Source organism: Mesorhizobium marinum (genome assembly GCF_040813675.1).
Classification (GTDB): domain Bacteria; phylum Pseudomonadota; class Alphaproteobacteria; order Rhizobiales; family Rhizobiaceae; genus Mesorhizobium_K; species Mesorhizobium_K marinum.
In genome coordinates this window covers 274,663-286,912 of record NZ_JBFOCI010000004.1, presented here as the reverse complement: position 1 = coordinate 286,912, position 12,250 = coordinate 274,663, and the positions used below count along the sequence as shown (strand labels likewise).

11 protein-coding genes are annotated in these 12,250 nt (G+C 68.4%); 10 read left to right on the top strand and 1 reads right to left on the bottom strand.

The window, feature by feature from the left end; genetic code table 11:
- Positions 1-97 precede the first annotated feature (97 nt).
- From ABUE31_RS15135 to ABUE31_RS15115, 5 genes are read left to right on the top strand one after another with little or no spacing between them, the layout of a single operon-like run.
- Positions 98-1,405, top strand: coding sequence for an ABC transporter substrate-binding protein (locus tag ABUE31_RS15135; protein ID WP_367724492.1), 1,308 nt, complete (start codon positions 98-100; stop codon positions 1,403-1,405).
- A gap of 53 nt (positions 1,406-1,458) precedes the next feature.
- On the top strand, positions 1,459-2,340 hold the full coding sequence (locus ABUE31_RS15130; RefSeq protein ID WP_367724491.1) for a branched-chain amino acid ABC transporter permease: 882 nt from the start codon (positions 1,459-1,461) through the stop codon (positions 2,338-2,340).
- 10 nt (positions 2,341-2,350) lie between these two features.
- Entirely contained in the window at positions 2,351-3,316 is a 966-nt protein-coding gene (locus tag ABUE31_RS15125; RefSeq protein ID WP_367724489.1) for a branched-chain amino acid ABC transporter permease, read from the top strand.
- Positions 3,313-4,056: an ABC transporter ATP-binding protein gene (locus ABUE31_RS15120; RefSeq protein WP_367724488.1), complete on the top strand. Its 744-nt coding sequence runs from the start codon at positions 3,313-3,315 to the stop codon at positions 4,054-4,056. The genes ABUE31_RS15125 and ABUE31_RS15120 overlap by 4 nt, the downstream gene beginning before the upstream one ends.
- Positions 4,049-4,756 (top strand): ABC transporter ATP-binding protein, encoded by a 708-nt coding sequence (locus ABUE31_RS15115; protein ID WP_367724487.1) that lies wholly within the window; start codon positions 4,049-4,051, stop codon positions 4,754-4,756. Before ABUE31_RS15120 ends, ABUE31_RS15115 begins: the two co-directional genes overlap by 8 nt.
- Here ABUE31_RS15115 and pncA read toward each other — a convergent pair.
- The gene (gene pncA, locus ABUE31_RS15110; protein WP_367724486.1) at positions 4,738-5,358 is read right to left on the bottom strand and encodes a bifunctional nicotinamidase/pyrazinamidase; all 621 of its coding nucleotides are present in this window, start codon (positions 5,356-5,358) and stop codon (positions 4,738-4,740) included. The genes ABUE31_RS15115 and pncA overlap by 19 nt on opposite strands.
- Before the next feature lie 230 nt (positions 5,359-5,588).
- Here pncA and ABUE31_RS15105 point away from each other — a divergent pair, with 230 nt between their 5' ends.
- Genes ABUE31_RS15105 through ABUE31_RS15085 form a run of 5 tightly spaced genes read left to right on the top strand, consistent with a single transcriptional unit; the run spans position 5,589 to position 12,237 of the window.
- The gene (locus ABUE31_RS15105; protein ID WP_367724485.1) at positions 5,589-6,449 is read left to right on the top strand and encodes an FAD binding domain-containing protein; all 861 of its coding nucleotides are present in this window, start codon (positions 5,589-5,591) and stop codon (positions 6,447-6,449) included.
- Entirely contained in the window at positions 6,446-9,196 is a 2,751-nt protein-coding gene (locus ABUE31_RS15100; protein ID WP_367724484.1) for a molybdopterin-dependent oxidoreductase, read from the top strand. Before ABUE31_RS15105 ends, ABUE31_RS15100 begins: the two co-directional genes overlap by 4 nt.
- The gene (locus ABUE31_RS15095) at positions 9,193-10,731 is read left to right on the top strand and encodes a 6-hydroxynicotinate reductase (protein ID WP_367724483.1); all 1,539 of its coding nucleotides are present in this window, start codon (positions 9,193-9,195) and stop codon (positions 10,729-10,731) included. The genes ABUE31_RS15100 and ABUE31_RS15095 overlap by 4 nt, the downstream gene beginning before the upstream one ends.
- Positions 10,731-11,660, top strand: a complete 930-nt coding sequence (locus ABUE31_RS15090) for a UPF0280 family protein (RefSeq protein WP_367724482.1) — start codon at positions 10,731-10,733, stop codon at positions 11,658-11,660. Before ABUE31_RS15095 ends, ABUE31_RS15090 begins: the two co-directional genes overlap by 1 nt.
- Entirely contained in the window at positions 11,653-12,237 is a 585-nt protein-coding gene (locus ABUE31_RS15085) for an amino acid synthesis family protein (RefSeq protein ID WP_367724481.1), read from the top strand. Before ABUE31_RS15090 ends, ABUE31_RS15085 begins: the two co-directional genes overlap by 8 nt.
- Positions 12,238-12,250 lie beyond the last annotated feature (13 nt).

The window sequence follows — 12,250 nt, the reverse complement described above, 5'->3', positions numbered from 1 at the left end:
GATTTAGTTTCTGTACAAACGATTTTTGCGCCGCTGCCGGAACCCGGCGGGAAGGCGCCAGCCAACGACCAAGAACAAGCAAACCAGGGGAACCGGCATGACAAAAGATCGCGAAACCAGCTCCATTCTCCGCAGCAAGATCAGCCGCCGCGGCGCGCTGAAGGGCCTCGGCGCGGCAGCGGCCGGCCTTGCCGCCGGCCCGGGCTTCGTCCGCTATGCGCAGGCGCAAAGCTCGGCGCCCATCAAGATCGGCTTCCAGGCTCACCGTACCGGCATCGGCGCCGCCTACGGGCGCTGGTACGAGAAGACGACCAATGCCGCGATCAAGGCGATCAACGCCGCCGGCGGCATCAACGGCAGGCAGGTCGAGATCATCGTGGAGGACGACGGCACCGATCCCGGCCGCGGCGCGGAAATCGTCGGCAAGTTCGCCACCCAGCACAAGGTCGATGTTGCCTACGGTACGCTGTTCTCGCATGTCGTCATCGGCTCGGCCCCGACGGCGGGCGAACTCAAGCTGCCCTATTTCGTTGTCTCCGAGGGACACCATGTCGCCTCGACCAAGCTGAACCGCTACGTCTTCCAGCCCGGCATCACCGACGTGAAGAGCCAGATCCAGGCGATGGCGCCGTGGATCGCGGCCAATGCCGGCAAGAAGGTGACGCAGATCTTCCCGGACTTCGCCTTTGGCTACGATCACCGCGACTACCTGCCGCCGGCGCTAAAGGCGCAGGGCGCCGACGTCATCGCGCAGATCGCCATCCCGCCGACGGAGAGCAGCTTCACCAAGTACCTCCCGCAGATCCCGTCCGACACCGACGTGATCTACCACGTCATGGTCGGGCCCGCCGTGCTGACCTTCGTCAAGGAACTCGGCGAGTTCTACGGCTCGAGCCGGCCGCAGTTGTTCGGCTTCATCGACAGTCTCGAGGCCGTCGACATCAACAGCCCCGGGCTGGAATTCCTCGACGGCAGCCATTTCTGGGAGGGGTCGCCGCGTTACGCGCAGCCCGACGATTCGGCGGCGCAGCAGGCCTATCGCGCGGCCGTCGGCATCGACGAGAACGGCGCATCGGTCGATGATCCGAAGGATGTCTCGACGGCCGCCCACATGTTCGGCTGCTGGGAAACGCTCTACGTCATCAAGAAGGCCATGGAGGACGCCGGCTACCAGGGCCCCGACGACCGCGCAAAGCTCGTCGAGGCGACCGAGGCGCTCACCGAGTTCGCCGAAGGCCCCGAGCACCCGCAGGGCCCGAAGACCTTCAACGGCAAGATTCACCAGTGCTTCGGCGTCCAGAACATCTCCAAGGTCGAGGGCGGCAAGCTGAATGTCGTCCACAAGACCTCGATCGAGGACGGGCTCTACGAGCCGGAAGGCGATTACACGACCCAGCCGCTGTGAGAAGGGGCGCAGCTTCCTGCCGCCCTCCCCGCGGGGAGGGCAGGCGCATCTGAATGGCATTCGGACCCCACCTCCTTCTCGCCACGCTTGAGGGGCTGGTCACCTCGGCGGTGCTGGCCCTGATGGCGCTCGGCCTGTCGCTGGTGTTCGGCGTGATGCGCGTCGTCAACGTCGCGCATGGCGAGTTCTTCATGCTGGGCGCGGTGCTTGCCTGGGCGATCGCCTCGGCGCTCGGCGGCCATCCGGCGATTGGCTTCTTCGCGGCGCTGGTGATCTCGCCGGTCATCGTCGGCGCCATCGCCCTCGTCGCCGACCGCGTCGTGCTGAAGCGGCTGAACTACAATCCCGAGGCGACCATCGTCGCCACGATCGGCATGCTCTACATCATCCAGCAGGCGGCGCTCAGCCTCTACGGCCCCGAGGCGCGGCCGGTGGAGGCGCCGTTCAACTACCGCATCCTGCTGCCGTGGTTCGGCTATTCCGGCTACAAGCTTGCGGTCATCGTCGCCTCGATCCTGCTGCTGCTGGCCACCTGGTTCGTGCTCTCGCGAACCAGGATCGGCATGGTCATGCGCGCCACCCAGTATGACAGCGAGACCGCGCAGGCCTTCGGCATACCGGTCGGCCGGGTCTATGCCGGGGTGTTCGCGGCCGGCGCCATGCTTGCGGCGGTTGCCGCCGTGCTCATCGTGCCGATCAGCCAGGCCCACTATCTGATGGGGCGCGACCCTCTGCTGCTTTCCTTCATCGTCGTCATCATCGGCGGGCTGGGCAGCCTGCGCGGCACGGTGCTCGCCGCGCTGCTGATCGGCGTGTCGGACGGCATCATCTCGGTCTTCTTCTCGCCGACGCTGGCCAAGATCATAGCCACCTTCGCGGTCGCCATGGTGCTGGTGTTCCGCCCGCAAGGCCTGTTCGGAACGAGTTCCCGATGACGGAGGCGCAATGAGACCGGATCACGGTTCCGGCAAGGCCATTGCGCTGCATGCGGTCGTCATCGCAGTGCTGTTCGCCCTGAACTTCGCCCTTCCCGAATACCATCACGGCGTGCTCGCGCGGGTTCTCGTGCTCGCCGTCTTTGCGATGGGCTACAATCTTCTGTTCGGCTATGCCGGGCTGCTCAGCCTTGGCCACGCCATGTTCTTCGGCGCCGGCCTCTACGCCGCCGGTCTGACCATGTACCACCTGGACTGGGGGGTGCCGGCCGCCTTCCTGGCCGGCCTTGCCGCAGGCGCCGTGCTGGCGTTCTGCGTCGGCATGCTGGCGCTGCGCACCACCGGCGTCGCCTTCATGATCGTCACCATGATGTTCGCGCAGGTCGCCTACCTGCTCGTCTACTATTTCGGCGAATGGACCCGCGGCGACGAAGGCCTTGTCATCCAGCAGCATGAGCGCGTCATCGGAATCGGCGGCCTGCAGTTCGACCTGACCGATCCGTCGGTGCGCTACCTGGCGGCGCTCGCCTTGTTCTCGATCGTGCTGGTGGTGACGTTCGCGGCGGTGCGCTCGTCGTTCGGGCGGGTGCTCGTTGCGATCCGCGAGAACGAGGAGCGCACGCGGATGCTGGGCTACGACACCTTCGCCAACAAGCTGGCGGCAATGGTCGCCTCGGGCGCCATCTGTGCGTCGGCGGGCGCCGCCTACGTCATTCTGTTCGGCTATGTCGGCTCGACGCTTGCGTCGGTCCAGTACTCCATCCTGCCGCTGCTGTGGGTCCTTCTCGGCGGCGCGGCGACCATCCTGGGTCCGCTCCTCGGCACCTTGTTCATGTACTATGCGGTCGATATCGCCAGCGCCTACACGTCGGCCCACATGCTCGTCGTCGGCGTGGTCCTGATCCTGCTGGTGCTGTATTTCCCGAAAGGCATCCTCGGCACAATCCGCGACCGCTTCGCGAGGTGGCTGCCGTGACGCCGCTGCTGACCACCAGGGGGCTTGCCCGCCACTATGGCGGACTGAAGGCCGTCGACGGCGTCGACTTCTCGGTCGTTCCCGGCGAGATCCGCGCCATCATCGGCCCCAACGGCGCCGGCAAGACCACCTTCGTCAGCCTGATCTGCGGGCGCGTCGCGCCTTCGGCGGGGATGATCGTCTTCGACGGCAACGACGTCACCAACCTGCCGCCGCACCGGCGCGTCAGGCTGGGCATCGCCTACACGTTCCAGATCACCAGCGTCTTTGCCAACCTGACGGCCTACGACAACGTCGCGCTGCCGGTGCAGCGCACCTTGACCGACGGACGCCGGCATGGCGCGGTGCATGCCGGCGTCATGTCCGCGCTCGAACGCGTCGGCCTGGCCGGTCGCGAACACGACGTCGCCGGCACGCTGTCCTACGGGCACCAGCGGCTTCTCGAGGTCGCGATGGGCCTCGCGCTGAAACCCCGGCTGCTGATCCTCGACGAGCCGACCCAGGGCTTGTCCGATGGCGAGATCGAGAATTTCATCACCCTCGTGCGCGAGATCGCCCGCGACGCGACGGTGCTGCTGATCGAGCACAACATGCCCGTCGTCATGGAACTCGCCGACCGCATCACGGTGATGAACGGCGGCCGCATCCTCGCCGAAGGCACGCCCCAGCAGATCCGGGCCAACGCGGACGTGCAGCACGCCTATCTCGGCACGCCCGAGGAGGAGGGCGCCGATGGCTGACGCGCTGACTATCGCCGGCGTCGACTGCTTCTACGGCGAGACGCAGATCCTGCACGGGCTGGACCTCGCCCTTCGCGATGGCGAGGTGCATTGCCTTCTGGGCCGCAACGGCGCCGGCAAGACGACGGCGCTGAAATGCATCATGGGCCTCGTGCCCGCACGTTCGGGCTCGATCCGGTTGGGTGGAACCGAACTGACCGTGCTGCCGCCGCACGAGGTGCCGAAGGCCGGCGTCGCCTATGTGCCGCAGGGACGTCGGCTGTTCGCCGAGATGACGGTGGCCGAGAACATCGAGATCGGCCTGATGGCCAGGGGCCGGGGAAGGGCGGTGCGCGAGGCCGTGCTCGAGCTCTTCCCGGTCCTGCGCGAGCGCCTGAGGCAGCGGTCGGGAACGCTGTCGGGCGGCGAGCAGCAGATGCTCGCCATGGCCCGTGCGCTCTGCCTGGAGCCGAAGGTGCTGCTGCTCGACGAGCCGACCGAGGGTCTGATGCCGTCGATGATTGCCAGGATCCGCGAGACCGTCGCCAAGCTGCGCGAGCGCGGCGTCTCGACGATCCTTGTCGAGCAGCGCGTCGATGCCGTGCGATCGGTCGCCGACCGGGTATCCTTCATCGAGGGCGGCAGGGTGCGCGAGACGGTCGATGTCGGCCGCCTGACCGAGGATCCCGACCTCGTGAAGCGTTATGTCGGCGTGAGCTGACCCTCGACCAGCTTGACGCCGGCAGCCTGCATCTCCGAGGTCATGGCGGCCATCGAGCCGCCGAGATCTATGCCGCGGCATGCGTCGAGGCGGATCGTCGTGACGAAGCCCCTGCCGACAGAATCCAGCGCGGAATAGGCGACGCAGAAATCGGTGGCGAGACCTGCGATGGTCACAGAGCGGATGCCGCGCTCGCGCAGGTAGCCGGCGAGCCCCGTCGGCGTCCTGTGGTCGTTCTCGAAGAAGGCCGAGTAGCTGTCGATCGCGTGGCGGAACCCCTTGCGGATGATGAGTTCCGCCTTGTCGTGCCGGAAGTCGGGGTGGAAGTCGGCGCCGTGCGAGCCCTGCACGCAATGGTCCGGCCATAGCGTCTGCGGCCCGTAGGGCATCTCGACGGTTTCGAAGGGGCTGCGTCCGGGGTGGCTCGACGCGAAGCTCGAATGGTGCGCCGGGTGCCAGTCCTGCGTCAGGATGACATGCTCGAAATCGTCGACCAGCCTGTTGATGATGGGAACGATCTGATGGCCGCCTGCCACCGCAAGCGCACCGCCAGGGCAGAAATCGTTCTGCAGGTCGACGACGATCAATGCCTCGGATGCCATGAAATTCTCCTTGCCCGGGAACGCTGCCCGGCGCGAAGTTTGTCCGTAAGAAGGCTGGCGTCAATCGTTTTCTGGCCGCGCGGCGGCGCGTCCTGCTGAAAACCCGCGCCAACCGCCCTTGGGTTTGCTTTGACATTCGCAAGCCGGCTGATATCATTTGCATACGAACGAATTTGTCCAGCAATTCCGCTGGCGACACAGGCTGGCCGAGACGAGCCGCGAGGCATTGCGTGATCCGTTACGCGAAACCCAGGACGCTTGACGAGGCGCTGGCGCTGCTAGGCGAGGCGCGGTGGCGGATCTTGGCCGGCTGCACGGACTTCTACCCCGCGCTCGGCAACCGGCCGCTCACCGAAAACGTGCTCGACATTAACGGGTTGGACGCGCTTCGCGGCTTCTCCGAGACGCAGTCGCACCTGGTCATCGGTGCGCGCACGACGTGGTCTGCGATCGTCGCAGAGCCGCTGCCGGCTGCCTTCGACGCGCTCAAGCAGGCAGCCCGCGAGGTCGGCTCGGTGCAGATCCAGAACGTCGCCACGATCGCGGGCAACCTCTGCAACGCCTCCCCCGCTGCCGACGGCGTGCCGGCGCTGATGGCGCTCGACGCGGAAGTCGAACTGGCGTCGCTGGCGGGCAGGCGTTTGCTGCCGCTCGGCGACTTCATCCTCGGCAACCGGCGCACGGCGCTTGCGCCGGGCGAGATGCTCACAGCGATCCACGTTCCAAGGGCGTCGACCGGCGGCGCATCGTGCTTCCACAAGCTCGGCGCGCGGCGCTACCTCGTCATCTCCATCGCCATGGCCGCCGCCCGGCTGGCGGTTGCCGCGGACGGAACGATCGCGAAGGCCGCCGTCGCCGTCGGTGCCTGCTCGGCCGTCGCGCAGAGGCTTCCGGCGCTTGAAGCGGCTCTGGTGGGATTGCCCGCCGGCCCGGAGGTCGAGCGCGCGGTGGAGGCGGCCGACCTCTCCGACTTGTCGCCGATCGACGACGTCCGGGCCAGTGCGGACTATCGCCGCGCCGCGGCGCGCGAGATCGTGCAGCGCGCGCTGGCCGGCGCCTTCCCCGGGTCCGCAACGCAGGTCGCAGCATGAACTCGCAGGGCGGTCACCACATCGCATTCGACGTCAACGGTGCCGCCGTCTCGGTGTCCGCGCATCCGGTCGCCCGGCTCTCCGCGGTGCTGCGCGACGAACTCGGGCTGACCGGAACCAAGGTCGGCTGCGACGCCGGCGACTGCGGCGCCTGCACCGTGCTGGTCGACGGCGAGCCGGCCTGTGCCTGCCTGGTGCCGGCTGCTTCGGTCGAAGGGCGCAGCGTGCGCACGGTCGAAGGCCTTGCCAACGGCCATTTGTCCGCGCTTCAGGCCTCGTTCCTGGAGCATGGGGCGGCGCAGTGCGGCATCTGCACGCCGGGCTTCCTGATGGCCGCGACCGGCCTTCTGGAAAGGAACCCGCGGCCGTCAAAGGCCGAGGTGAATGATGCGCTGGGCGGCGTGCTCTGCCGCTGCACGGGCTACCACAAGATCGTCGCCGCCGTGATGGACGCATGGCGGCACCATCATGGCTTCGACCGCCGGCTGCCGGCGCGTGGCGAGGCGGTCGGCGCCTCGGCGGTGCGCCTCGATGGCGTGCCCAAGGTGACGGGCGCCGAACGGTTCGGGGCCGACGGATTTCCCGCCGACGCGGTTGCGGTGCTGGTCGTCCGCTCGCCGCACCATAGCGCGCGGTTCAGCCTCGGCGACATCGAGGCCTGGCGAAGCGCCAGTCCGGGCATTGTCGCCGTATTCACGGCGGCCGACATCCCCGGCCAGAACCGTTTCGGCGTCATTCCGCCCTTCGCCGACCAGCCGGCGCTGGCCGAGCGCAGGGTGCGGTTCCGCGGCGAGGCGGTGGCGCTGGTGGCGGGGGAACCGGCCGCGGTGGCGGCACTCGACATGACGGACTTTCCCGTTGCCTGGAGCGAGGAACCGCATGCGCTGCTGCCTGGCGACGCGCAGCGCCAGGATGCGGCGCTGCTGCACGAAAGCCGCCCCGGCAATCTGCTGACCAGCGGCTACGTGGCGCGCGGAGACGCCGAAGCGGCGCTCGCCGGTGCTGCCCATGTGGTGTCGGGCGCCTACGAGACCTCCTATGTCGAGCACGCCTATATCGAGCCCGAGGCAGGCTTCGCCCGGATGGACGGCGACACGCTGGTGATCTCGGCCTGCACGCAGGCGCCGCACATGGATCGTGACGACACGGCGCAGGTGCTCGGCCTGCCGCCCGAGAAAGTGCGCATCCTTCCGGCGGCGACCGGCGGCGGTTTCGGCTCGAAGATCGACGTGTCGCTGCAGCCGCTGATCGGGCTGGTCGCGCTGAAGACGGGGCGACCGGCCGCGCTCGCCTACACGCGCTCGGAATCGATGGCGTCGACGACAAAGCGCCATCCGGCGTCGATGACGGCGACCATCGGCGCGGATGCCGAAGGCCGAGTCGTCGGCATGGTTTTCGACGGCGCGTTCAACACCGGTCCCTATGCGAGCTTCGGCCCCACCGTGGCCAACCGGGTGCCGGTGCATGCGTCCGGTCCCTACAGGACGCCCAACTATCGAGCCGAGGGCCGCGCGATCCACACCAACGGGCCGATTGCCGGCGCCTTCCGAGGCTTCGGCGTGCCGCAGGCGACGATCATGCAGGAAACCCTGTACGACACGCTTGCCGGGAAGCTCGGCATGGACCGGCTCGCCTTCCGGCTGAAGAACGCGCTTCGCGACGGTGACGAGACCGTCACCGGGCAGCGCCTGGAAAGCGGCGTCGGCATCGCCGCCTGCCTGGATGCGCTGAAACCGCACTGGCAGCGGGCGCTCGCCGATGCCGAAGCCTTCAATGCGACGCACGCGAAGTGCAAGCGTGGCGTCGGCGTGGCCTCCTGCTGGTACGGCTGCGGCAACACCTCGATCGCCAATCCGTCGACCATCAAGGCCGGCGTCACGCGCGACGGGGCCGTGATGCTCCACCAGGGCGCGGTCGACATCGGCCAGGGTTCGAACACGGTGATCGCGCAGATCTTCGCCGACGCGCTCGGCGTCGCGCTGGCCGAGGTCACGCTGGTCGGCGCCGACACGGCGCTGACGCCGGATGCCGGGAAGACCTCGGCATCCCGCCAGACCTTCATCTCGGGCAAGGCTGCCGAAAAGGCCGCGAAGGTGCTGCGCGAGGCGATCCTGCGCTTCGCCAACGTCTCGCCCGGCGCGACGATGGAATTCTCCGCCGGCAGGCTCGCAGTCCGCGAGGGCGAGGCGACCAGGACCATCGATCTTGCGCATCTGCCGGCCGACGACGACGGCTACGTGTTCGCCGCCGAGGAGACCTACGATCCGCCGACCCTGCCGCTCGATGCGAACGGCCAGGGCAAGCCATACGCCGTCTACGGCTGGGGCGCGCAGGTCGCCGAGGTGGAAGTCGACATGGCGCTGGGCACGGTGACGCCGGTCAAGATCACGGCGGCGCACGATGTCGGCCGGGCGATCAATCCGCTGCTGGTCGAAGGCCAGATCGAGGGCGGCATTGCCCAGGGCATAGGCATGGCTCTGATGGAGGAGTACGTGCCCGGCCGCACGGAAAATCTGCACGACTACCTCATCCCGACGGTCGGCGACATTCCGCTGGTCGAATCGATCCTCGTCGAGGTGCCCGACCCCGAAGGCCCGTATGGAGCCAAGGGGCTGGGCGAGCATGTCCTGATCCCGACCGCTCCGGCGATACTGAACGCGATCCGCCATGCCACCGGCGTTCTGGTGACCAGGGTTCCGGCGACGCCGAGCCGGGTGCTGGCGGCGATTCAGGAGGGGCAGGGATGAGCGAACTCTCCGAACGGTTTGAAACCCACGAGGCTGGCGAGAAGCAGGTCGCCGAGAAGATCCGCTGCGACGCCTGTCCGGTCATGTGCTACATCGCCGATGGCCGCTCCGGCGCCTGCGACCGCTACGGCAATGTCGGCGGCCGCATCGTCAGGCTGGACCCGCTGACCGTCCTCGAACAGCGCGCCGCCTCGGGGGGCGAAGCGGTCGCCTTCGACGCCGGGCAGGCGGGGGGCGGCGAACTGGTCAACACCGGCAGCCGCTTCGTCACGGCGATCGGCGCGGGCACCACCTATCCCGACTACAAGCCGGCGCCCTTCATCGTCAGCCAGGAGGTCGAGGGCGTCGACCTTGTCACCGTCGTGACCGAGGGCATCTTCTCCTATTGCGGCGTCAAGGTGAAGATCGACACTGACCGCCACATCGGCCCCGAAACGGCGACGGTGCGCGCCGGCGGCGAGGCGGTCGGCCACGTCACCACCGGCGAATACGGCTCGCAGATGCTGTCGCTCGGCGGCGTCCATCACCTCACCGGCGGCTCGAAGTCCGAGGGACGCGTCACCTGCGACACGCTGCTGAACCTGTGCAACAAGCAACCCGTGGAACTGGCCATCGACGGCGGCGCCACGGTCGTCGTCCAGGCCGGCAAGGCGCCGGTCATCGACGGCAAGCAGGAGAACCGCATGCGCGTCGGCTGTGGTTCGGCGACCATCGGCATGTTCGCGACGCAGTGGCGCGGGCTGGTCGACGAAGTCGTCGTCGTCGACGACCACATCACCGGCGTGGTTTCGGAACACCAGGCCGGCAAGGTCCTCGGCTGGGAGGACACGGGCATCAAGATCGTCGGCCGGCGCTCGACCCCCGGCCGCTACTTCAAGGTATCGGAGCCTGGCCTCGGCTGGGGCGGCACGACGATTTCGGACCCGCTGTCGATCCTCGGCGACTGGAACCCGAAGAAGGGCGCGCGCCCCGGCATGTCACTTCTGATGGTGTCGACCACGGGCGAGCAGTTCGCCTATTACGAGCTCGACCAGGCGCTGAAGCCGGTCGCGATGCCGTTCCCGGAACGCCTCAGGAAGTCCGTAGAACTGATCGAGGAAAACTGCGAGCCGGCGCTGTGCACCGTTCTCTTCGTCGGCGGTGCGGGCGGTTCGCTGCGGGCCGGTGTGGTCGAAAACCCGGTCCGGCTGACGCGTTCGGTCCAGGGCCTCGGGACCTATGTCACGGTCGGCGGTGCGCCGGTCTATGTCTGGCCGGGTGGAGGCATCACGCTGATGGTCGACGTGTCGCGCGTGCCCGACAACGCCTTCGGCTACGTGCCGACGCCGGCGCTTGTGGCTCCGATCGAGTTCACGCTGCGCAGGGACGACTATGTGGCGCTCGGTGGCCATGCCGCGGAGATACGCAGCCTCGACGACATCGTCGCCTCGGGCGGCGAATACCTGAACCCTCGCGAAAACCGCGCGGCGTCAGGAGAAAATCCCTGGCCGCCGCTGGCGCAGCTGCGGCGCCTCGGCGCCGAGGGAGCCGCCTGATGAACGGCCCCCAGGAGGCGATGATCGGACGTCGGCTGCATCTCAACCACGGCCCGATCGACCTGGTCATCGAGGCGTTCGGCGAAACGGACGCGACTGCCGCCGCCTACGCCCGGGCGTCGGCGCGGTTCAGCACCATTTTGTCCGAACTCGTCGAGGAACTGCCGGCGTTGCGCGAACCCTCGGGGTCGCGCCCGCGGCCGTTCCGTGGCTCGACCGCGTGCCGGATGGAGGCCGCGGTCAGCCCGCTCGCACGCAACGGTTTCATCACGCCGATGGCTGCGGTGGCGGGGTCCGTCGCCGACGAAATTCTCGCGACGATGATGTCCGCCGGGATCGACCGGGCCTATGTCAACAATGGCGGCGACTGCGCGCTGTTCCTCTCCGCGGGGCAGGTGATGCAACTGGCGGTGGCCGGGACGGGTCGGGGCATGGCCGATCGGATCGCCGTCCGCGCCGACGATCCGGTGCGCGGCGTCGCGACCAGCGGCTGGCGCGGGCGCAGCTTTTCGCTTGGCATCGCCGATGCGGTGACGGTCCTCGCACGCTCGGCGGCCGCCGCCGATGCCGCCGCGACCATCGTCGCCAACGCGGTCGACCTGCCGGGTCATCAGGCGATACGCCGCGAGCCGGCGAACGCGATGGCGCCCGACACGGACCTTGGCGACAGGCTGGTGACCACCGGTGTCGGGCCGCTCGCGGAACATGAAGCAGCGCAGGCGCTGGAGCGCGGGCTGGCCGTCGCCGAAACCCTGCGCGAGCGTGGGCTGATCGAGGCCGCGGGGCTGTTTCTCGCCGGCGACGTGCGCCTCTGCGGTGGCGCGTTCGAGAATGTGGGCGCGCCGGGCGATTTGGCTGCCGGCCTGCCATCGCCGCGAGAAGTCCCGCTTGCGCGGCCGGCACACCATCTGGAGACACAACATGCCTGAATTCACGATCCGCAAGATCTCGGTGATCGCGGAAGAGATTCACCACGACGGCGGGCCGGCGCCCGCCCAGCCACGGCGTCGGGCGGCCGCGCTGGCGGTCGTGCGCAACCCCTTTGCCGGACGCTACGCCGAGGAACTGCAGGGCGCGATGGACGATCTGAAGCCGCTTGGGCGGCTGCTGACGGAACGGCTGATCGCGGCGCTGGGCGGCGACCTCGCTGCAATCGACGGCTATGGCAAGGGCGCCATCGTCGGCACTGCCGGCGAACTGGAGCATGGCGCGCTCTGGCACGTGCCGGGCGGCTACGCGATGCGCGAAAGGCTGGGGGCTTCCAAGGCGATCGTGCCGTCTGCCATGAAGCTCGGCGGTTTCGGGGCGAGCCTCGACGTGCCGCTCGGCCACGCCAACGCCGCCTATGTCCGCAGCCACTTCGACGCCATCACCGTGTGCGACCCCGAAGGCCCGCGGCCGGACGAGATCCTGTTTGCGCTCGCCATGTCCATCGGCGGCCGCATACACTCGCGCATGGGCGGGCTGGAGGTCGGTCAGGTCAAGGGGGAGGACGGATTGCGATGACGCGGACGCGACC

Bases quoted from the DNA above. Each gene is read 5' to 3' on its own strand.
- ABUE31_RS15135 (WP_367724492.1), top strand. From the start codon at position 98: ATGACAAAAGATCGCGAAACCAGCTCCATTCTCCGCAGCAAGATCAGC.
- ABUE31_RS15130 (WP_367724491.1), top strand. From the start codon at position 1,459: ATGGCATTCGGACCCCACCTCCTTCTCGCCACGCTTGAGGGGCTGGTC.
- ABUE31_RS15125 (WP_367724489.1), top strand. From the start codon at position 2,351: ATGAGACCGGATCACGGTTCCGGCAAGGCCATTGCGCTGCATGCGGTC.
- ABUE31_RS15115 (WP_367724487.1), top strand. From the start codon at position 4,049: ATGGCTGACGCGCTGACTATCGCCGGCGTCGACTGCTTCTACGGCGAG.
- pncA (WP_367724486.1), bottom strand. From the start codon at position 5,358: ATGGCATCCGAGGCATTGATCGTCGTCGACCTGCAGAACGATTTCTGC.
- ABUE31_RS15100 (WP_367724484.1), top strand. From the start codon at position 6,446: ATGAACTCGCAGGGCGGTCACCACATCGCATTCGACGTCAACGGTGCC.
- ABUE31_RS15095 (WP_367724483.1), top strand. From the start codon at position 9,193: ATGAGCGAACTCTCCGAACGGTTTGAAACCCACGAGGCTGGCGAGAAG.
- ABUE31_RS15090 (WP_367724482.1), top strand. From the start codon at position 10,731: ATGAACGGCCCCCAGGAGGCGATGATCGGACGTCGGCTGCATCTCAAC.
- ABUE31_RS15085 (WP_367724481.1), top strand. From the start codon at position 11,653: ATGCCTGAATTCACGATCCGCAAGATCTCGGTGATCGCGGAAGAGATT.